This is a genomic window from Nonomuraea sp. NPDC050556, assembly GCF_044457355.1.
GTDB lineage: Bacteria > Actinomycetota > Actinomycetes > Streptosporangiales > Streptosporangiaceae > Nonomuraea.
Genome location: NZ_JBITGU010000001.1, coordinates 522970 through 543408, shown reverse-complemented (window position 1 = coordinate 543408; position 20439 = coordinate 522970). Strand labels below are relative to the sequence as shown.

The following is a 20439-nucleotide window of genomic DNA, read 5'->3' as shown; positions in this document are numbered from 1 at the left end:
ATCGGGATTATTACCCTAAGTGAGTCCAGTAACCCGCATGGTGATATTCAGCCTGCCGCTGGACAGACCGGTCTCCGGGTTTCCGGTGCCCGGGTAGACCTTCGGGACGCCGTGGAAGGCGAAGCGCGAGGGTCCGCCGAAGACGAACAGGTCGCCGGAGTCGAGGCGCAGATCGGTGTACGGCCTGCTCCTGGTCTCGGTGTTGCCGAAGCGGAACAGGCAGCTGTCGCCGATGCTGAGCGACACCACCGGCGCGTCCGACTTCTCGTCCTTGTCCTGGTGCATGCCCATCCTGGCGTCGCCGTCGTAGAAGTTGATCAGCGCGGTGTCCGGGGTGTAGTCGCCAGGCTCGCCGTACGCGGCAGTGAGGGCACGGCGGCCCAGATCGCCCATCCAGCCGGGGAAGTCGGCCACCCGCTCGCCGTTCACGTCGCCCGCCGTGCGGGTGTAGCGGTAGGGCTGCCAGTGCCAGCCGACGCACACCGTCTGCACCGACATGACGCCGCCGCGCGGCAGCACGGTGTGCCTGATCGGCACGGGTCCGCGCGCCCATTCCCGGCACGCGGCCACCAGCTCGCGCTGCTCGGCCATGTCCAGCCAGCCGGGCACGTGCACCGCGCCCGGCGCGATCTCCAGCGGCGTCACAGCAGGTAGGTCCTCTCCTCGTCCCAGTCCGTGCCCTGGCGCAGGCGCTCGGCCATCCGCTTCCACCCTTCGTGCGGCGCGGCCACCACCCAGGCGTCCGGCGCTCCTGCGGCGAAGCGGGTGGCCTGCCGCAGCCAGGAGGCGGCCGTCTCCGGCCAGTCCACCACGGCCAGCACGGTGCCGCCGCGCCGCTCCCAGTCCTCGGCGAAGCGCCTGGCCCGCTCGACCGAGGCCGGGTCGCGGCCGTGGCCGACGGTGACCGTCCCGATCCCGGCCTCGACCAGGCGTTCTGTCAGTGTCATGTGCTCCCTCCAGAGGTTGTACGCCGCGGGCAGGCACACCGCGCACGGCCGGTATCCGGCGGCGACGGCGGTGGCCTCGTCGGCGAAGAAGACCCGCTGCGCCACGTAGCCGCCGCGGGCGAGGGCACGCAGCGCGGACGGGCAGTCCAGCCTGCCGTACAGCCGCCCGCGCCGGTGCCCGCCCAGCGTGCCCGGCCTTTCGCTCTCGTACGGCACGCCGTCCCGTCCGACCAGGACGAACATCAGGCCGCGTCGTGGAAGACCAGCCCCAGCGTGTGCCTGCGCCCCGAGCGCACGGCGCTGACGCCGTGGCGCACCGGGGACGCCGACCATCCGCGCGCCGAGCGGACCGGCCGGTCCCTGGTGGTGAAGACCAGGCCGTGCCCCCGCTGGAGCATGGTCACCGTGCCCCTGGACTGGGCCCGCGGGCGCTGCTCCACCAGCAGGAACTCGCCGCCGGTGTAGTCGGCGCCCGGCTCGTCCAGGCCGATCACGACCTGCAGCGGGAAGACCAGGTCGCCGTAGAGGTCGCGGTGCAGGGCGTTCCAGTCGCCCTCCTGGTAGCGCAGCAGGATCGGGGTCGGCTTGACCTGCCCCGCCGCGTGGCACATCTCCAGCCATTCCGGCAGGGTGTCCGGCCACGGCGCCGGCCTGCCGAGCTTGGCCGCCCAGTCGCGGGCGACCGGCAGCAGCAGCGGGTAGAGCGTCTCGCGCAGCCGCTGCACCGGCTCGGGGAAGGGACCGGCGAAGTAGCGGTACTGCCCAGAGCCGAACCGGTAGCGCGCCATGTCGATCGTCGAGCGGAACAGGCGTACCTCGTCGTACAGCCCGGCGATCTCCTTGCACTCCCGCTCGGTCAGCAGCTGCGGCGTGACCGCGCACCCGTACTCGTTGAGCTCGTCGACGAGCGCGGGCGTGATCATGCGAACAGGGGCTGGAGCGCCCCTTCGAGGGTGAGCAGGGAACGCTTGCGCTCCAGCCCGCCCGCGTAGCCGGTCAGCGCGCCGTCCGCGCCGATCACCCGGTGGCACGGGCGCACCACCAGCAGCGGGTTGGCGCCGATCGCGGCGCCGACCGCGCGGATGCGGTCGCGCGGCGCCCCGATCCTGGCGGCGAGCGCGCCGTAGGTGGTGGTCGTGCCGTACGGGATCGCGTCGACGGCGGCCCAGACGCGGCGCTGGAACTCGGTGCCGCTGGGGAGGACGTCGAGGTCGAACGTGGTCCTGCCGCCCGCGAAGTAGGCGGTCAGCTGCTCCCTGGCCGCGGCGAACGCGGCCGGGTCGTACGGGCCTTCCGCACGGCTCTCGTCGAAGGTCACCGACGTCAGCGCGACGCCGTCGCCGGTCAGGTACAGCGCTCCGACGGGGCTGTCTACTGTGGTGTGAACGGTCATCATGCGTATCACGCTAGTCCTGGCCAGAGCGGATGACCGGCGGGAATCGGACGTCTCATCGGGGGCGTGGACGAACGCGTATTTTCGCGAGATTCCGCAGCATGGAGCATCGTGCAGGGCGCTCCTACCGTTGAGCTCGACTCTACGGAAGGAAAGCTGATGCGCGTTCTGGTTACCGGTGCGACGGGTACCGTCGGCCGCCAGGTGATGACCGATCTGCGGGCCGCCGGGGTGGAGGTGACGGGACTCTCCCGCTCGGGCCCGGTGCGCGGGGATCTGGCCGATCCGGCGTCGTTGCGGGTGGAGGCGGACGCGGTGTTCCTCGTCTGGCCGTTCGCCACCGTGGACGGGCTGGCCGAGGCGCTCGACGCGCTGCCCGCCGGGCGGATCGTCTACCTGTCGTCCGCTGCGGCGCGGCCGCACGAGGTGGCGGCCGAGCGGCTGATCGCGGCCTCAGGGCGGCCCTGGACGGTGTTGCGCCCGCACGTCTTCGCCGCCAACGCGCGGCGCTGGGCGGCTGCGATCCGCGCCGGCGGGGTCGTGCGCGAGCCGTACGGCCAGGCCTCGACGGCCCCGGTGCACGAGAAGGACATCGCCGCGCTCGCCGTGCGCGCCCTGCTGGAGGACGGGCACGACGGGCGGACCTACGAGCTGACCGGGCCGGACTCGCTCACCCAGGCCGAGCAGGTGCGGATCATCGGCGAGGTCGTGGGGCGTCCGGCGCGCTGGGAGGAGGGTTCCGTGGAGGAGGCGCGGGAGCGGATGCTGGCGATGGGGTGGCCGGCCGACGAGATCCTCGCCGCGCAGGAGGCGCTGACCCTGCGGCCAGCGCCCGTGCTCGGTGCGGCCGTGCACTCGTTCCGTTCGTGGGTGGCTTCGCACGCGCACCTGTTCCTCGGTGTGGCTGGGGCCGCGCGTTTCCACGGGTACGGCGAGCCGGTCGTGTACGAGGAGGTGCCGATGCCCGTCGGCGAGGTGCTCGTCAAGGTGGCTGCGACGTCGTTCAACGCGTCGGAGACCGCCCTGTGGTCCGGGGCGCTGCGTGACGTGCTGCCGCTGGCCCTGCCGTACACGGTGGGGTGGGACGTCTCCGGCACGGTCGTCGAGACCGGGCCCGGGGTGACCGCGTGGGCGGTGGGCGACCGGGTGATCGGGCGGGTGGACGCGGGCGGGACGGCGGCCGAGTACGTCGCCGTGCCCGCCGACCTGCTGGTGGCCGCGCCGGCGTCCATCCCGCTGGCGGACGCCGCCGCGCTGCCCGTGGCGGGGCTGACCGCGTGGCAGGCGGTCGTCGAGCACGGGCGGGTGCGGGCCGGGGAGCGGGTCCTGATCAACGGGGCCGGTGGGGGCGTGGGCGGCTTCGCCGTACAGCTGGCCAGGCGGGCGGGGGCGCACGTGATCGCCACGGCGGGCCCGCGCAGTGCGGCGGCGGTCCGTGCGCTGGGGGCGGACGAGGTGGTCGACTACACCACGACGCCGCTGCCCTACGGCGTGGACCTCGTGATCAACCTGGCCCCGGTTTCCGAGGAGGCGGCCGCCGAGCTGGGCACCCTCGGCGACCGTACGGTCACCGTCGCCACGCCCGTGCCCGGCGGCACCCACTTCGTCGCACGCAACGACACCGCACAGCTCGCCCGCCTCGTCGCGCTGGTCGACGCGGGCTCGCTGGTGGTGGACGTCTCGGAACGCCTGCCGATGACCTCGATCGGCGAGGTGTACGACAGGGCCCTCGCCGGGCAGGTGCGCGGCAAGATCGTGCTTCAGTCGGTTCTCAGGAACTCCGGAGTGCCCTCGCCCGGCAGGTCGAGCGCGTTGAGCGCGGCGAAGATGGTGCGCTCCTCGTAGGCGAAGTGCGACTCCATGATCGCGGCCAGGCCGTCGAGCTCGCGGCGGACCTTGCCGACGTCGTCCGGTCCATCCAGGATCGTCTCCATCCTGGCGAGGATGCCGGAGATGAGGTCGTGGTCCTGCATGAGGCGGTCGATCGTGGGGCGCAGCTCGGGGAACTGCTCGGCCAGTGCGGGGAAGGGTCCGCCGTCCTCGCCGGTGTGGTGCCTGGTGAGTGCCTGGCAGAAGGTCAGGCAGTGCGCCTGGAGCGGTTGGGGGCGGTCCGCCGCGCCGTCCAGGTAGGCGTCCAGGTCGTCCCTGAGCCTGGCGAGCTCCTCGCGGAGCCATTGGTGAACTTCGATCAGTTGGTTGCCGAACGCCGTGTGGCGGCCGTTGTCTTGCACGTACATCCTTGGGGTTTCCACGCCTCCATGCCCGCGACGGTCTCTTTGCCGGGTGCACGCGACGCTGATCGTGGATTTCACCAAAGTTGCCGGATTCCGTCAACCCAGGCCCGCTGCCGCGGCGAGTTCTGCGGCCGCGGTGCGGGCGTAGGCGGCGGACCAGCTCGTGGGCTCCCCGGCGGACGCCCTGGCGACCAGGGTGGCGGCGTGCGCGAAGTCGCCGGTGGCCAGCGCGACGCGAGCGTCGACGAAGGCGGCGAACGTCTCGCTGGGTGCGGTGCTCTTCGGACCGGCTGCCGCGCGGGCTCGGGCGCGCCACTGGCGGAAGGCGGCGTCGTCGCCGCGCAGCCCGTGGACCAGGGCGACAGCGGAGGCCGCCGGGGCGAGCCAGGCGGCGACCGGGGCGCCCGAGTTCTGCCAGGCCTGCCACATGGGGGCGGCCTGCTCCAACGCCTCGTCGAACCGGCCGAGCAGCACCAGCGGCACGATCAGCTTCGCCGCCGACCGGTAGGGGTGGGCGCCGAGCAGGTCGTCTCCGGCGATCTCCTCGGCGGTCCTCAGCGCGGCCTGGAGGTCTCCGGCGCCGAGGGCGCAGAGCCAGGCGACGTGGTAGCAGTCGAGGATCTCGGCTGCCGCCGCTGGATGGCGGCGATCCACCAGGTCGAGCAGCGTCAGCCGTTCGGTGGCGATCCTGTGCGCCTCGCCGAACCGTCCTGCCCGCAGGGCGAGCGTGCCCGGTCCGTCCAGGGCGGCGCAGAGCAGCAGCGGGTCGCCGGTGGCGCGGGCCGCCTCGACGGCGGCGTCGGCCAGGGCGGGCTCCCTGGTGTGGCACGCCCTGGCCGCCGCGAGGTGGGCCGCCACTTCGGGTGTTGCCAGCGCCGTTGCCTGGTCGAGCAGGTCGGTCAGCCGCTGAGGCGGGATCGGGTTGGGGAAGCCTGAGGCGAAGCGGTGCGCGGTGACAACCGCCTGCGCGAGCGCGACCGCCTGGGCCTGCCGATCGCCCGCGATCTTCGCCTGGTCGGCGGCCTCCAGCAGCAGGTCGTAGGAGCGGTGGGCGAGCCCTACCGCGTAGACGGCCTGGGAGGCGGTGCGCAGATCCTCCGCCGCCTCCCCGGCCGTGGTGGCTCGCCGAGCGGCCTCGGTGAAGTGCTCCAACGCCTCCGTGACCAGCCGTCGCGCGTAGGTGAGCCGCCCGAGCTCCCTGGCGAGCCGATGCGGCAACTCCCCCGGCCCAGGGGGCGCGTTGCGCAGGGCGGCACGCAGGTCATCGAGGTCGGCGCCCCACGTCGTGCTCTCCGCAGCGCTGACCGCCCAGCGCAGGTGCAGGTGCCGGACCTCGTCCAGGTCCTCGCCGAGCTGGTCGAAGGCATAGGCCCGTACGGTCTCCAGCAACCGCCAGCCCCGCGCCTCCCGCACGACGAGGCTCTTGTCCACCAGCCTCCCCAGCACATCGGGCCCGGACAGGTTCGGAGCGATGGCGCGGGTGGCGGTGAGGTCGAAGGGACCGGAGAAGACGGCCAGGCGGGGGAAGAGCGCGCGTTCGTCCGGGTCGAGCAGCGCGTGGCTCCACCCGATCACCGCGCGCAACGACCGGTGCCGCTCGTCGGCGTGCCGTCCGCCCGCGAGCAGCCGCAGGCTGTCGTCCAGAGCCGCCAGCAGCCCGTCGGCGCCCAGCGACGCGCAGCGGGCGGCGGCCAGCTCGATGGCCAGCGGCATCCCGTCCAGCCGGGCGCAGATCTCGGCGACCACCGCGGAAGGCGCGGAGAAACCCGGATCGGCGGTCCTGGCGCGGTCGGCGAACAGGGCTTCCGCGTCGGAGGACAGCGGCAGCGGCGAGATCGGGACCACGTGCTCGCCGGGCAGACCGAGGCGCTCCCTGCTCGTGGTCAGCAACGTCGCGCCGGGACACGCGGCCAGGATCCGGTCGGCGAGCGACGCGACGGAGTCGAGCACGTGCTCGCAGTTGTCCAGGACCAGCACATGCCGCTCCGACCCGAGCGCCGACGCCACGGTCTCCTCCAGCGAGAGCCCCGCCTGCTCGCCGAGCCCGAGCGCGGTCGCGACCGCCCTGGTCACCTGGCCCTCGCGCACCGGGACGAGGTCCACGAAAGCCGCATCAGGAGCGACGGAGGCCGCCAGCCGCGTCTTGCCCACCCCGCCAGGCCCGGTCAGGGTCACCAGCCGCCCAGGCTGGAGCATGGCCTGGACGGCGTCGCGTTCGTGAGCCCGCCCGACGAACCCGGTGCGCCACGTCGGCGGCCCGCTCACCCGGGCGGGCGCCCGCTCGCGCCGTCTCGCGATGGCGGCCAGCGCGCGCCGGTCGGCCACGCCGTACTTGCGCAGCAGCGACGACACGTGGTTCTCGACGGTACGCACGGAGATGCCCAGCCGCCCGGCGATCTGCACGTTGGACAGGTGCTCGTCGAGCAGGGCCATGACCTCTGCCTCGCGCGGCGACACCGGTTCCGTGCTCACCTCGCATATCCGACCACAAAACGTCACTGAGTGGTGGGCACGGATACGCGGGAAGGGGGCGGAAAAGATACTGAGCGTTATGACAGGTGGAGTGCTGAACGAGGCGTATGAGCGGTTTCACGGCACCGGCCCGGAGTGGGGCGAGGACCAGCTGACCAACCACGGCCCGATGGCGGTGGAGGTGCTGGTACGGCGGGGCCGCGCGGACCGGGTGTCCGGCTGGGTGGCGAGCTATATCGGCAGGCTGGACGAGCTGCCCGGCCGTACCGCAGAGATCGTGGACTGGCGGGAGGCGCTCGGCGACGGGCGGCGGATCGGCGACTGGACCGCGTTCTTCACCCGCGAGCTGGCAGAACGCCCCTGGCGCGAGGTGCTCGCGGTCTGGTGGGCGCGGCTGCTGCCCGGCGTGCTGGCGGGCACCACGCACGGGGTGATCAGGGTCGGGCACGTGGTGCGCGCCCTGCTGGCCGGAGCGGAGAGCCCGGCGACGCTGGACGAGCTGGCGCACGGCCTGGCCTTCTGGGCGGCGCGCTCGCGCGGGGTGCCGATGGTCGGCGACCCTGCCGGGGTGCTCGACCCGCACGCGGCGATGGACGCCCTGCCGCGCGTGACCGTCCAGTCGGGCAACGTGGCCGGCAGGATGGCCCAGCTCACGGGGCTGGACGGATGGGACAGCACGGTGACCGGGCTGCGTCCCGCCGCGACCGCCGACGAGATCCGTACCCGGCTGGCCGACCTGGTGGCGGCGGCCACGCTGCGTTACCTGAAGTACGGGCACGGCTCGCCCGTGCTGCTGGTGCACACGGCGACCGCGCCCAACGCGGTGCTGCACTCGCTGCCCGCGCTGCCGTTCGAGCTGTGGGCGCCGAGCCTGACCGCGATCTGGACCACCAGCGCCGCGGTCTTCTCCGCCTACGCGCCGCCGGAGGCGGCCCCGGACGAGATCCTCCCGGCGCCGCCGTCCGACGCGGACGGCGTGGCCGACGTGCTGGAACGGGCGATCGCCCACGCGGACGAGCACGTCATCAAGTTCACCGACACCGCGGCCGAGGTCTACACGAGGACCGGCGACCCCGGAGCGCTGGCTGCGGCCGTACGGGTGGGTCAGCTGATCCGGCCGTAAGGGCAGCGGAAGGAAACCGTAAGGGCCGCCGGGCACTGTGGAGGCACAAGCGAAGGAGAACATCATGGAACTCAGCGTCAACACCTTTGTCAGCCTCGACGGCGTCATGCAGGGCCCCGGCGGCCTGGAAGAGGACCAGAGCAACAGCTTCGACCGCGGCGGCTGGCTCGTCCCCCACGCGGCCGACGGCCAGCTCGACCCGGTCGACGGCTGGTTCAGGAAGGCCGACGCGATCCTGCTGGGCCGCAACACCTTCGACATGATGCGCGCCTACTGGTCGCAGGTCATCGACGAGCCGGACAACATCGTCGCGACCGCGCTCAACACCTGGCAGAAGTACGTGGTCAGCGACACCCTGTCCGACGAGGACGCGGCCTGGGGCAAGACCACGGTGCTGCGCGGCGACGTCGTCGAGCAGGTGCGCGCGCTCAAGGCCCAGCCGGGCGGCGAGCTGCAGGTGCACGGGAGCTGGCAGCTCGCCCGCACCCTGCACGACGCCGGGCTGGTCGACGTCTACCGGCTGATCCAGTTCCCCGTCGTGGTGGGCGAGGGCAAGCGGCTGTTCGCCGAGGGCGCGATCCCCTCCACCTACAAGATCACCGAGGCCGAGGTGCTGACCGGAGGCTCTGGCGTGGTGTCCCTCACCCTGCGCCAGGACCGGTTCGGTACGGCGGGCAGTGGCACGTTCGCCGTGGAAGGCGGCCAGGAGACAATCGTTTCATGACGATCTGGTGGCACGTGTACCCGCTGGGCTTCCTGGGCGCCGAGCGGGAGGCGCTGCCGCCCGGCACTCCCCCGGTGCACCGGCTGCCCACGCTGGTCAACTGGCTCGATCACCTGGTCGACCTCGGCTGTGACGGGCTGGCGCTGGGCCCGGTGTTCGCGTCGGAGACCCACGGCTACGACACCGTCGACCACTTCACCGTCGACAGCAGGCTCGGCACCGAGGAGGACCTCGTCCACCTGGTCGCCGAGGCGTCGCGTCGCGGGGTGAAGGTGCTGCTCGACGGCGTGTTCAACCACGTGGGGCGGAGCTTTCCCCGGCTGGAGGAGCTCGGCGCGCCCGGCCTGCCGGTCTTCGAGGGGCACGACCGGCTGGTCACCCTCGACCACTCCTCCCCCGCCGTGACCGGCTACGTGACCGAGGTCATGACGTACTGGCTGGAGCGCGGCGTGGCGGGCTGGCGGCTGGACGCCGCCTACACCGTGCCCCTGGCGTTCTGGCACGCGGTGACCGCGCGGGTGCGGGCCCGCTTTCCCGGCGCGTGGCTGGTGGGCGAGGTGATCCACGGCGACTACGCCGCCTACGTCGCCAAGGGCGGGCTCGACTCCGTCACCCAGTACGAGCTGTGGAAGGCCATCTGGAGCTCGCTCAACGACCGCAACCTGTTCGAGCTGGCCTGGGCGCTGAAGCGGCACGACACGATGCTGGAGACGTTCGCGCCGATGACGTTCGTCGGCAACCACGACGTGACCAGGATCGCCAGCCAGCTCGACGACCCGAGGTTCGTCGAGCACGCGCTGGTCATCCTGCTGACCGTGGGCGGCGTGCCGTCCCTCTACGCGGGCGACGAGCTGGGCATGACCGGGGTCAAGGAGCACCGGGCGGGCGGCGACGACGCGATCAGGCCCGCCTTCCCCGAACGCCCTGGTCCGACGGGTCCGCTGTTCGACCTGCACCGGGAGCTCATCGCGCTGCGCAGGCAGAACCCCTGGCTGGAGCGTGCCTCCGCTGCGGTGACCGAGCTGCGCAACGACTTCATGGCCTACACCGTGGGCGACCGGCTGTCCGTGACGCTCGACCTCGCCTCCGGCGCCTGGCGCGTCACCGTCTCAGAAGTAACGATACAGAGTCGCACGTGAGACACCGAGGATCTCGGCGATCTCGGCGGCCGTGCGACCGCCCTCCTCGCGCATCCGCCTGGCCTGGGCGACCATCTCCGGCGTCATCGCGGACGGCCGCCCGGCCTTGCCGGGTTCCAGCAGGCGCCGGGCGCCGTCGAGGATGTGGGTGCGCAGCTCGTCCGTCGGCGCGTCCGTCAGCACGATGACCGGGTCGCTCAGCACCGCCACCACCTGGATGGCGCGCACCTGCTCGGCCAGCGACGGCGACTCCCCCGCGACCAGCTCGTTGGCCCTGAACATCATCGCCATCCACCGCTGGTAGACCGGCTCCTGCGCGACGGCGGCGAGGTTCCTGGTGACCAGGCTCAGCAGCTCGCGGTGGCTCAGGTAGACCTCGACCAGCGACTCCACCGCCTCCCACCGGGTCGACAGCCGGGCCAGCGCCGCCTCCATGTCCTCCAGCAGCGGCGTCATCAGCGTGGCCAGGATGTCGGCCTTGGTGGGGAAGTGATACAGGACCGCGGTCTTGGTCAGCCCGAGCTCCTCCGCGATCTCCCTGATCGACGTGGCCTGCCAGCCCTGGCGCGCGAACAGCTCCTGGGCGGTCCGCAGGATCCGCGCTCTGGTCCCCTTGTCGGTCACCCTCGAAATTCTAGCCTTGCCTGACCGATGGTCAGGGGTTTACCCTTCACTCACTGACCGATGGTCAGTTTCTGAAGGGAGAACACCATGGACATCCTCATCTCGGGTGCGGGCATCGCCGGGTCGACGCTCGCCTACTGGCTGGCCAGGAACGGCATGCGCCCCACCGTCGTCGAGCGCGCCTCCGGCCAGCGCTCCAGCGGCAACCCGGTGGACGTCAGGGACGAGGCGGTGCCGGTCGCCGAGCGCATGGGCCTCATGCCGCGCCTGCGCGAGGCGAGCACCGGCGTCACCGGCCTGCGCTTCGTCAACGCACGGGGCCGCCGCGTCGGCGGCGTCAACATGCGGGCCATGCAGCGGGCCTCGGGCAAGACGGAGGTCGAGGTGCCGCGCGCCGACCTGGCCAGGATCCTGCTGGAGGCGAACGCGGACGACTCCGAGTTCGTCTACGGCGACTCGATCGCCACCCTGGCCCAGGACGGCGGTGGCGTCGACGTCACCTTCGAGAAGGGCGCGCAGCGCCGGTTCGACCTGGTCATCGGCGCGGACGGCCTGCACTCCGTCACCCGCAAGCTCGCCTTCGGCCCGGAAACGGACTTCATCCACCACCTGGGGCTGTACGTCGCGACCCTCCCCATCCCCGGCGAGCTGGGCCTGGGCAAGGAGGTCGTCATGTACAACACACCAGGACGGCTGGCCTCCCTGCACCCGTCGCGCGGCAGGGCGCTCGCGGCGTTCATCTTCAGGCGGCGGGCAGAGCCCGGCTTCGACCACCGCGACGTCGAGCTGCACAAGCGGATGGTGACCAGCGCCTACGCCGGGGACGGCTGGCGGGTGCCCGAGCTGCTCGACCACGTGCGGGCGGCGGACGACCTCTACTTCGACTCCGTCTCCCAGGTACGGCTGGCGCAGTGGCACCGCGGCCGGGTCGGACTGCTGGGAGACGCGGCGTCGTCCGTCTCACTGTTCGGAGACGGCTCCAGCATGGCGATGGCCGGTGCGATGACGCTGGCCGAGGAGCTGGCCGCCGGTCTCGACGGGGCGTTCGCCCGGTACGAGGCCAGGCACCGGGTGCTGGTGGACCCCAAGCACGCGGGTGTGGCACAGGCGTCCACGATGGTGGTGCCCGCGACCCGGGGCGGCGTGGCCGTGCGGAACCTGGTCAGCAACGCCTGGCCCGCGGTCGCGGCAGCTAGCTGGCTGCGCGGCCGTCTCACCCCCAGTGTGGTTTGATCCGGACCTATGAGGATGAGCGAGCCGCTGCCCGAGCTGATCAGGCGGTGGCAGGCGGGCTGGGGGCTGGCCAGGGGGCTGCCGCCGGCCGAGGAGTCCGGCGGCGCCCTGCACGTGCGGTTCGGGCTGCCGCGCCGGCGGATGGAGAGCATCGTGCTCGACCTGGACGCGCTGCCCGCGCTGGCGGCCGGGGTCTTCGCCGCCGACCGGCCTGACTGGCTGACCGTGATCACCACCGACCTCGGCGCGGCGGTCGAGGCCGTGGAGGCTGCGGGGCTGCGGGTCATGGACGACTCGGAGAGCTTCATGGGGATCGCGCTCGACGCGCACCCGGTCCGCGTGGCGGCTCCGCCGTACAAGCTGGTCGTCAGCACGGACGGGCCGGTGAGCAGGGCCGAGGTGTGGGCGGGCGAGCTGGCGGCGTACGGGACCGTCGCGGTGGCCGGGCGGGACGCGGTCGCGCACGACATCGCCACCGTGCCAGAGCACCGCAGGCGCGGGCTGGCGGCGGTCGTGATGAGCGCGCTGGCCGCGCAGGCGGCCGGTCGGGGCGCCAAGACCGGGCTGCTGGTGGCCAGCGAGGAAGGTCGTCACCTTTATACGGCTCTGGGCTGGGAGCCGATCGCCGCGATGCTCGTGGCCTTCAAACCATGATCTACGGTTGACGGCATGTCTGAGCCCTACAACCACGGAATGCTGGACACCGGAGACGGCAACCTCATCTACTTCGAAGAGTGCGGCAACCCGGACGGCAAGCCCGTCCTGGTGGTCCACGGCGGGCCTGGATCGGGGTGCTCGGTCGGGATGCGGCGCGCGGCCGACGCCTCCCGCTTCCGCATCATCCTGTTCGACCAGCGCGGATGCGGGCGCAGCCGCCCGCACGCGAGCGACCCGTCCGTCGACATGTCGACCAACACCACCCACCACCTGCTGTCCGACATGGAGCTGCTGCGCGAGCACCTCGGGGTCGAGCGGTGGCTGCTGTACGGCGGGTCCTGGGGCTCCACGCTGATCCTCGCCTACGCCGAGCTGCACCCCGAGCGGGTCAGCGAGATCATCATCCCGAGCGTCACCATGACCAGGCCGTCGGAGACCGACTGGCTGTACAACGGCGTCGGCAGGTTCTTCCCCGAGGCGTGGGAGCGGTTCAGGGCCGGCGCGCCCGCGCACGAGCGCGACCTGGTCGCCGCGTACGCCAGGCTCATGGAGAGCCCCGACGCCGCGGTCAGGGACAAGGCCACGCACGACTGGCTGGCCTGGGAGGACGCGGTCATCTCCGCTGAGCCGAACGGCAAGCCGAACGCCTACAGCGACCGCCCGGCGGACGCCGCGGTGGCCTTCGTCCGGATCTGCGCGCACTACTTCGCCAACAACGCCTGGCTGGAGGACGGGATCCTCCTTCGCGAGGCGGACAAGCTGGCCGGAATCCCCGGCGTGCTCGTCCACGGCCGCCTGGACATGGGCGGCCCGGTGCGTACGGCCTGGGAGCTGGCCCAGGCGTGGCCGGACGCCGAGCTGGTGGTCATCGAGGACTCGGGACACACCGGGAGCAACGGCATGCGCGACGCGCTCGCCGAGGCGTTCGAGCGGTTCGCTCCGTAGAGCTACGCCCCTGGTGAACTCGGTGTTGGGTGATCGGCGGCCGGGCCAGGATGGGTGCCATGAGACTTCTCGTGCTCGGCGGCACGCATTTCGTTGGAAGGGCGGTCGTCGAGGCCGCGAAGGAGCGCGGTGACGAGGTGACCACGCTCAACCGCGGCACCAGCGCCCCCGCCGACATCACCGTCGACAGGACCGACCGCGCCGCCCTGGGCGCGGCGCTCGGCGACGGCACGTGGGACGCGGTGATCGACACCTGGAGCGGGGCGCCGAGCGTGATCCGCGACTCCGCCGAGCTGCTCGCCGACCGGGCCGGGCACTACGGGTACGTGTCCAGCAGGTCCGTCTACACGTGGCCGGTGCCGCTGGGCCTCGACGAGAGCGCGCCCGTCGTCGACGGCGACCCCGACGACACGGGCAGCTCCGACTACGCGATCGCCAAGCGCGGCGGCGAGCTCGCCGTGCTGCGGGCCTTCGGCGAGCGGGCTTTGCTGGCGCGGGCCGGTCTGGTCATCGGGCCGTACGAGAACATCGGGCGGCTGCCCTGGTGGTTGCGCAGGATCGAGCGCGGCGGTCAGGTCCTGGCTCCCGGGACGCCCGACCGGCCGTTGCAGTACCTCGACGCGCGCGACCTGGCCTCCTGGATGCTCTCCGCCGCTTCCGCCGGGCTCGGCGGGGCCTACAACGCGGTGAGCCGTCGCGGGCACACCACGATGGGCGAGCTGCTCGACCTGTGCGTGCGGGTCACGGGGTCGGACGCCTCGCTGGTGTGGGCGCCGCAGGGGCTGCTCGACGAGCTCGGCATCAGCCCCTGGGTGGAGCTGCCGATCTACCTGCCCGACGACGAGGAGTACGGCGGCATGCACGACGGCGACGTGTCGGCCGCCTTCGACGCGGGGCTGATGTGCCGGCCCGTGGCGGAGACGGTCGCGGACACGTGGGCGTGGCTGGGCCGCGAGGGCGACCCGAAGCTGCGCGCGGACCGGGCGAAGGTCGGGCTCGACCCGGACAAGGAGGCATCGGCCCTGGCCAAACTTGCCTGAGGGCCCGACGAAGCGGATCTTGCGTCCAGGTAACCGTAGGCTGGCTGCGTGCCTCTTGTGTTGACGCTTCTCGACGACGTGCGCTGGCGCGGCGCGCGCGTGATCGGTGATCGCGCGCAGTCCCTGCTGGCGGTCCTCGCGATGCGCGGCCGATCGGGCGCCACCGACGACCAGCTCGTCGAGGCGCTGTGGGGAGCCGAGCCACCGGCCAGACCGACGAAGGCGCTGCAGGTGGTGGTCTCCCGCACCCGCACGGCCACCTCGGCCGAAGCCCTCGTGCGTACGGCGAGCGGCTACCGCCTGGGGGTGCCCGCAGAAGAGGTGGACGCGCTGCTGCTCGCCACCCTGGTACGGCGGGCGAGGGCGGCGCTGGGCGACGGGGAGCTCACGGAGGCCCGCCGCCTCGCCGAGGAGGCGCTCCTCCTGGCGGCGAACGGCCTGGCCACAGCCGCGGGCGCGCTGGCCGACCTCCGCGCCGAGGCGGCAGGACACCTGGCCGTGGCGCGCCGGGTGCTGGCCGTGGCGCGGAGCAGGAGCGGCGATCACGAGGGTGCGCTGCCGCTGCTGGAGGAGGCGGCGGACGCTCGGGCGCACGACGAGGAAGTGATGGCGTGCCTGCTGCGCAGCGAGGCCGCGGTCCGCGGGGCAGCGGCGGCGCTGCAGCGCTACGAGGGCTACCGCGCCGACCTGGCCGACCACCTCGGCGCCGATCCTGGGCCGGAGCTCGCCCGGGTGCACGCCGGGCTGCTGGCCGCCGACCGGCCGGTGCGCGAAGGGCTCCTCTACGACGGTTCGTCGCTGCTCGGCCGCGACGACGACATCCGCGCGGTCGGCGCGCTGCTGGACACGAGCCGGGTGGTCTCCATCATCGGTCCCGGCGGGCTGGGCAAGACCCGGCTCGCGCACGTGGTCGGCAGGAACGCCACGCAGCCCGTCACGCACTTCATCGAGCTCGTCGGCGTGTCCTCGCCCGAGGGGGTCGTCGGCGAGGTCGGCTCCGCGCTCGGCGTCCGCGACTCCGTCAGCGGGCGCCGCACTCTCACCCCCGAGCAGCGGACGGACACCCGGGCCAGGATCGCCCAGCACCTCGACCGCGCCCCGTCCCTGCTGATCCTCGACAACTGCGAGCACGTGATCGGCGCCGTCGCCGACCTGGTCGCCTTCCTCACCGCCACGACCCGCGACCTGCGGGTGCTCACCACCTCCCGCGCTCCCCTCGCGATCGCGGCCGAGCAGGTCTACCCGCTGGCGGAGCTGGGCACGACCGACGGGGTCGAGCTGTTCCTGCAGAGGGCGAGGGCGGCGCGCCCCGGCGCCAGCGCGGCCAGGGAGGCGGTCGCCGACATCGTCACCCGGCTCGACGGGCTGCCGCTCGCGATCGAGCTGGCCGCGGCCAAGGTCCGGGTGATGTCGGTGGAGGAGATCGGCCGCCGCCTGGCCGACCGTTTCGCCCTGCTTCGCGGCGGTGATCGCAGCGCCCCCGACCGGCACCAGACGCTGCTGGCGGTCATCGACTGGTCGTGGAACCTGCTGGACGAGGCGGAACGGCGGGCGCTGCGGTGGCTGGCGCTCTTCGCCGACGGCTTCACGCTGGCCGCCGCCGAGCACGTGCTCGGCGGCGACGCTCTGCCCGCCGTACAGGCTCTGGCCGAGCAGTCGATGCTGAGCGTCCGCGAGACCGGTCACGGGCTTCGTTACCGGATGCTGGAGACCGTGCGGGAGTTCGGCCGGATGCGGCTGGCGGAGGCGGGCGAGGAGGCCGCCGCCCACGCGGCGCTGCGGGCGTGGGGGATCGACCACGTCGCGGCGAACTCCTCGGTGCTGCTCGGCCGGGACCAGTTCGCGTCGGTGGACGCGCTGGCCGCCGAGGAGGGCAACCTGTCAGAGCTGCTCCGCCAGGCGCTGGCCGAGTCCGACCGGGTGGCGATGGTCCACCTGCTGGGCGGCGTGGGCGGGCTGTGGTCCGTACGCGGTGACCACGCGCGGATCATCGCGCTCGGCGACGCGATCGTGGAGGCGTTCTCCGGCTGGTATCCGCCGCCGGAGCTCGAGGACGTCACCAGGACCGCCCTGCTGTGCACGCTGATGAACTTCCTCATCACCACCGACACCGCAGGAACCGGCCTGCTCGAACTGCTCGGCAGGCTGCCCGTTCACGACACGACGGACACCAGGATCGCGGCGATGGCCAGGGTCATGGTCGGCTCCCAGCCGCCGGAGCACGCCCTGTCCGGGCTCGCAAAGCTGAGCCGGAGCGCCGATCGCACCGAGGCGCTGATGGCCTCGCAGATGCAGGCCCATGTCCTGGAGAACGCCGGCGACGTCAGGGGGGCGATCGTGGCGAGCGAACGCGCTCTGCGGCTCATCGATGCGGACGACGGGCCATGGCTCGCGGCCACCCTGCACACCGTGCTCGCCCACCTGTCCAGGCAACTGGGCGACCGGGAGAGGGCGATCAGCCATGCACGCGCCGCCCTGCCGACCCTGACCCGGCTCGGTGCCACCGACGACGAGGCGCAGCTTCGCTCGGTGCTGCTGTCCGGCGCCCTGGCCGAGGGCGACCTGAAGGCCGCCGAGGCGGAACTCGAGAAGATCGCGAAGATCAGGGACCTGGGGACGTCGCTCGGCGGCTATACGGCGCTTCCCCAGTGGACCGCGGAGCTCGCCCTGGCCCGCGGCGAGATCGCCTCGGCCCTGGACCTCTACCGCCAGAACGTGTCGCGCTCGCGCGACATCCGCTTCGCCGGCTTCGTGCCGAACGGGCTGGAGCCCTGGATGATCTCCGCTGAGGCGCTCGCCCTGACCGCGCACGCCCTTCACGCCACGGAACCGGCCGACCTGGAGTACGGCGAGCGGCTGTTCCACGACTGGGGCACCGTACGGGTGCGGGCCATGCTGTCCAGCGGAGCCGCCTTCCTCGACTACCCGTTGTGCGGATCGATGTTCTTCGCCGTGGGCGCCTGGGGGTTGGTGCGCGGGGCCATGGCGCCGCGCGACGCGGTCGCCTTCCTGGTGCTGGCCGAGCGGTTCTCCTACAACCGCACCGCGCCCAGCATGGCCTTCGATCGGGTCGAGAAGCACGTCTCTCCGGAGCTGCTCGCCGAGGTTCGCGCCGAGTACGGCGAGCGAACCGGCCCGGACCTCCTGGAGGAGGCGCGGGCCCTCGCCGATCACATGTGGCGGCGGTAGCTGCGGACCGACAGCGGGGCGAAGATCGCGATCACCACCACGCCGGCGACCAGCGTCCAGGCCACCGCGCTGCTGACGACGGCGTTGTTGGCCAGGTCGCGGGCCGCCGTGACCAGGTGCGAGACCGGGTTGAACTTGACGAAGGTGGCGAGCCAGCCCGGCAGCGTCTCGACCGGGACGAACGCGTTGGACAGGAACGTCAGCGGGAACAGGATCATCATCGAGATGCCCTGCACGGCCTGGGCGCTCCTGGCGATCGTGCCGACCCAGGTGAAGACCCACGCCAGCGACCAGCCCGTGAAGATCGCCAGCAGGATCGCGGCGAGCACGCCCACCACGCCGCCGCCCGGACGGTAGCCCATCAGGATGCCCATGCCGAAGGTCAGCGTCGCGGCGATCGTGTAGCGCAGCAGGTCGGCCACCATCGGCCCGGCCAGCGGTGCGATCCTGGCGATGGGCACCGACTTGAACCTGTCGAACACGCCCTTCTCCAGGTCCTCACGCAGCTGCGTACCCGTGGCCATGCACGTGGTGAGCACGGTCTGGGCGAGGATGCCGGGGATCATCAGCGGCAGGTAGTTGCTCACGTTCCCGGCGATGGCGCCGCCGAAGATGTAGGCGAACATCGCGGTGAACAGGATGGGCTGCAGCGCGACGTCGAAGAACTGCTCGGGGTTGCGGCGCATCTTCATGAGCGCCCGCCAGGCCATCGTCAGCGTCTGGGCGAACGTCTCGCCGATCGAGACGTGCCGCCGCGCTGCCGCGACGCGATCTGCGGGCCGTACGGCTTCGCGTTCCATCAGTGTGGTGCTCATTGGTCCTCCGTGGTGGTTCCGTGGCCGGTCAGGGCGAGGAACACCTCGTCCAGGCTGGGCTTGTCGACGCTCACCGAGGACACCGACACCCCTGCGGTGCGCAGGGCGATCAGGACGTCGGCGGCCAGGTCGGCCTGTTCCAGGGCGACGTTGAGCCGGCCGCGCTCGGGGCTGAGCACCGGCTCGGTGCCGAGCACCCGGCGGACGATGTCCGCTGCGGTGGGCACCTGGCCCGGCTCGTGCAGCAGGAGCTGCAGGGTGGAGTTGCCGACCATGGTCTTCAGCTCGTCCGGGGTGCCCTGGGCCACCTTGCGGCCCTGGTCGATCACCGCGATCCGGTCGGCGAGCTGGTCGGCCTCGTCGAGGTACTGCGTGGTGAGCAGGACCGTGCATCCACCGGCGACGAGGCCGCGGATGGTGTCCCACATCTGGCCTCTGGTACGCGGGTCGAGGCCGGTGGTGGGCTCGTCGAGGAAGATCAGCGGGGGGCGGGTGATGAGGCTGGCGGCGAGGTCGAGCCTGCGCCGCATGCCGCCGGAGAACTGGGAGATCGGCTTGTCCGCTGCCTCTTCCAGACCGAACTGGCCCAGAAGTTCCACGGCGATCTTCTTGGCCCGCGGGGAGGCGACTCCCTGGAGACGGCCGAACAGCCAGAGGTTCTCACGCGCCGTCAGATTCTCGTCAACCGAGGCGTATTGCCCGGTGACGCCGACGAGCTGCCGGATCACGTGGGGAGCCTCCGCCACGTCGACCCCGAAGATCTCAGCCCGACCGGCGTCGATCTTGAGGAGGGTGGCGAGCATGCGCAGCATGGTGGTCTTGCCCGCGCCGTTGGGCCCGAGGACACCGAAGATCTCTCCGGTCCTTACCTCCAGGTCGATGCCGTCGACGGCCCGGTGCTCGCCGAACACCTTGACCAGCCCTTCGGCCCGGACGGCGAGGTCCGTATCATTCAGGGGACCCGTCCTGGGCCCGGCGTTGCCGATTTCAGTGATGCTCATGGGGCAACTGTCGCGGGTCCAGGTTTCACCACACCCTCGCCCCGGTTTCACCGCCCATCAGCCCAGTTTCGCCACGTGCTGAACGTCTTCGGGCGCGGGTGGCGCGCGGTCGAGGTCTGATCGCGAAGGGAAGACCGGCGAGCCCTCCCGTCGCAGGGCGCCCAAACACGACCTTCTCGTCAGGTGGGGGAACCCGAGCAGGGGTTCCCGGATACACCGTCGACTCGTCCTGGGCGATCCAGATCTGGTCCGGCGCGCCCTCGGGGCGCTAGGACGGCAGGGCGCTCTGGAGGACGCCCTCCACGAGCCGCCCGATCCGGTCGGCTGCCTGCTCGGGGTCGGGCTGCCCGGCGTCCAGCCAGGACATGACCGCCTCGATGATCACCGTGGGGATCAAATCGGCCGCCCACTCCAGCCACGGCCCCGGCGGGATGCGCCTGGCGAGGTTCTGCCGCGCGATCTCTCCCGATCCGGCGGTGAGGGCATCGGTCAGGTCGCGGAACTCCGGCTCCCTGGCGGCGTAGCGGAACAGGAGGCGAAAGCCGTCAGGATCGGCGGAGGCGGCGCGGAGCAGGGCCGGGAGGGCGTTCTCGTCGAACTCTCCCGTGCCGACCGTGTCAGCCAGTCGCACGCAGGCGCGATCGAGCACCGCACGGTACATGTCGGCTTTGGACTCGAAGTGGCGATAGAGGATCACTCGGGTGATCTCGGCCTCTCCGGCGACATCGTCGAGGCTGGTGGCGGTGTACCCGGCGCGAGCGAAGGCCCTGGTGGCGGCGTCGAGGATCTGCTCGCGTCGCTCGGCCCTGCGCATGCGCGTGACCGTCATCGCCCACCCCCTCTTGTCTACTACAAAGTCTACATATAGCTTTGTTTACGAGCGAGTATACAAACGGAGGAAGG

Annotated in this window: 19 protein-coding genes; 9 read left to right on the top strand and 10 right to left on the bottom strand. The window is 72.1% G+C overall.

Annotated elements, in window-relative coordinates:
• Window positions 1-15 precede the first annotated feature (15 nt).
• From ACIBG8_RS02735 to ACIBG8_RS02720, 4 genes are read right to left on the bottom strand one after another with little or no spacing between them, the layout of a single operon-like run.
• The gene (locus ACIBG8_RS02735; RefSeq protein WP_397340730.1) at window positions 16-645 is read right to left on the bottom strand and encodes an alpha-ketoglutarate-dependent dioxygenase AlkB family protein; all 630 of its coding nucleotides are present in this window, start codon (window positions 643-645) and stop codon (window positions 16-18) included.
• Complete coding sequence (locus ACIBG8_RS02730; protein ID WP_397340729.1) at window positions 642-1190, bottom strand: hypothetical protein; 549 nt, start codon at window positions 1188-1190, stop codon at window positions 642-644. Before ACIBG8_RS02730 ends, ACIBG8_RS02735 begins: the two co-directional genes overlap by 4 nt.
• Window positions 1190-1870: a 2OG-Fe(II) oxygenase gene (locus ACIBG8_RS02725; RefSeq protein WP_397340728.1), complete on the bottom strand. Its 681-nt coding sequence runs from the start codon at window positions 1868-1870 to the stop codon at window positions 1190-1192. Before ACIBG8_RS02725 ends, ACIBG8_RS02730 begins: the two co-directional genes overlap by 1 nt.
• The gene (locus tag ACIBG8_RS02720) at window positions 1867-2343 is read right to left on the bottom strand and encodes a methylated-DNA--[protein]-cysteine S-methyltransferase (RefSeq protein ID WP_397340727.1); all 477 of its coding nucleotides are present in this window, start codon (window positions 2341-2343) and stop codon (window positions 1867-1869) included. The genes ACIBG8_RS02725 and ACIBG8_RS02720 overlap by 4 nt, the downstream gene beginning before the upstream one ends.
• A gap of 156 nt (window positions 2344-2499) precedes the next feature.
• Between ACIBG8_RS02720 and ACIBG8_RS02715 the strand changes: the two genes are divergently transcribed.
• A complete protein-coding gene (locus ACIBG8_RS02715; RefSeq protein WP_397340726.1) occupies window positions 2500-4185 on the top strand; it encodes an alcohol dehydrogenase catalytic domain-containing protein in 1686 nt (561 codons plus the stop codon).
• Here ACIBG8_RS02715 and ACIBG8_RS02710 read toward each other — a convergent pair.
• Both ACIBG8_RS02710 and ACIBG8_RS02705 read right to left on the bottom strand, forming a co-directional pair.
• Window positions 4101-4577, bottom strand: a complete 477-nt coding sequence (locus tag ACIBG8_RS02710; RefSeq protein WP_397340725.1) for a hemerythrin domain-containing protein — start codon at window positions 4575-4577, stop codon at window positions 4101-4103. The genes ACIBG8_RS02715 and ACIBG8_RS02710 overlap by 85 nt on opposite strands.
• A gap of 93 nt (window positions 4578-4670) precedes the next feature.
• Window positions 4671-7046 carry an ATP-binding protein gene (locus ACIBG8_RS02705; protein ID WP_397340724.1) on the bottom strand — a complete coding sequence of 792 codons (2376 nt, stop codon included), beginning with the start codon at window positions 7044-7046 and terminating at the stop codon, window positions 4671-4673.
• 79 nt (window positions 7047-7125) lie between these two features.
• Between ACIBG8_RS02705 and ACIBG8_RS02700 the strand changes: the two genes are divergently transcribed.
• The 3 genes from ACIBG8_RS02700 to ACIBG8_RS02690 all read left to right on the top strand — a co-directional run bounded on the left by ACIBG8_RS02700 (window position 7126) and on the right by ACIBG8_RS02690 (window position 10032).
• Window positions 7126-8169 (top strand): hypothetical protein, encoded by a 1044-nt coding sequence (locus ACIBG8_RS02700; RefSeq protein WP_397340723.1) that lies wholly within the window; start codon window positions 7126-7128, stop codon window positions 8167-8169.
• 64 nt (window positions 8170-8233) lie between these two features.
• Window positions 8234-8893, top strand: coding sequence for a dihydrofolate reductase family protein (locus ACIBG8_RS02695; RefSeq protein ID WP_397340722.1), 660 nt, complete (start codon window positions 8234-8236; stop codon window positions 8891-8893).
• Window positions 8890-10032, top strand: coding sequence for an alpha-amylase family glycosyl hydrolase (locus ACIBG8_RS02690; RefSeq protein WP_397340721.1), 1143 nt, complete (start codon window positions 8890-8892; stop codon window positions 10030-10032). The genes ACIBG8_RS02695 and ACIBG8_RS02690 overlap by 4 nt, the downstream gene beginning before the upstream one ends.
• Here the strand turns inward: ACIBG8_RS02690 and ACIBG8_RS02685 are convergent.
• Window positions 10003-10656 carry a TetR family transcriptional regulator gene (locus ACIBG8_RS02685; protein WP_397340720.1) on the bottom strand — a complete coding sequence of 218 codons (654 nt, stop codon included), beginning with the start codon at window positions 10654-10656 and terminating at the stop codon, window positions 10003-10005. The two genes, ACIBG8_RS02690 and ACIBG8_RS02685, sit on opposite strands and share 30 nt — an antisense overlap.
• 87 nt (window positions 10657-10743) lie before the next feature.
• On the opposite strand from ACIBG8_RS02685, the gene ACIBG8_RS02680 reads away from it, so the two are divergent.
• Genes ACIBG8_RS02680 through ACIBG8_RS02660 form a run of 5 tightly spaced genes read left to right on the top strand, consistent with a single transcriptional unit; the run spans window position 10744 to window position 17720 of the window.
• Entirely contained in the window at window positions 10744-11889 is a 1146-nt protein-coding gene (locus tag ACIBG8_RS02680) for an FAD-dependent monooxygenase (protein WP_397340719.1), read from the top strand.
• Between the two features lie 9 nt (window positions 11890-11898).
• Window positions 11899-12543: a GNAT family N-acetyltransferase gene (locus ACIBG8_RS02675; protein ID WP_397340718.1), complete on the top strand. Its 645-nt coding sequence runs from the start codon at window positions 11899-11901 to the stop codon at window positions 12541-12543.
• Between the two features lie 15 nt (window positions 12544-12558).
• The gene (pip, locus tag ACIBG8_RS02670) at window positions 12559-13491 is read left to right on the top strand and encodes a prolyl aminopeptidase (RefSeq protein ID WP_397340717.1); all 933 of its coding nucleotides are present in this window, start codon (window positions 12559-12561) and stop codon (window positions 13489-13491) included.
• A 59-nt stretch (window positions 13492-13550) separates the two neighbouring features.
• Entirely contained in the window at window positions 13551-14531 is a 981-nt protein-coding gene (locus ACIBG8_RS02665) for an NAD-dependent epimerase/dehydratase family protein (RefSeq protein ID WP_397340716.1), read from the top strand.
• A gap of 48 nt (window positions 14532-14579) precedes the next feature.
• Window positions 14580-17720 (top strand): ATP-binding protein, encoded by a 3141-nt coding sequence (locus tag ACIBG8_RS02660; protein WP_397340715.1) that lies wholly within the window; start codon window positions 14580-14582, stop codon window positions 17718-17720.
• Here the strand turns inward: ACIBG8_RS02660 and ACIBG8_RS02655 are convergent.
• From ACIBG8_RS02655 to ACIBG8_RS02645, 3 genes are all read right to left on the bottom strand, one after another.
• A complete protein-coding gene (locus ACIBG8_RS02655; RefSeq protein ID WP_397340714.1) occupies window positions 17702-18535 on the bottom strand; it encodes an ABC transporter permease in 834 nt (277 codons plus the stop codon). The two genes, ACIBG8_RS02660 and ACIBG8_RS02655, sit on opposite strands and share 19 nt — an antisense overlap.
• A complete protein-coding gene (locus tag ACIBG8_RS02650) occupies window positions 18532-19536 on the bottom strand; it encodes an ATP-binding cassette domain-containing protein (RefSeq protein ID WP_397340712.1) in 1005 nt (334 codons plus the stop codon). Before ACIBG8_RS02650 ends, ACIBG8_RS02655 begins: the two co-directional genes overlap by 4 nt.
• Before the next feature lie 268 nt (window positions 19537-19804).
• Window positions 19805-20365, bottom strand: a complete 561-nt coding sequence (locus ACIBG8_RS02645) for a TetR/AcrR family transcriptional regulator (protein WP_397340711.1) — start codon at window positions 20363-20365, stop codon at window positions 19805-19807.
• Window positions 20366-20439: the final 74 nt, after the last annotated feature.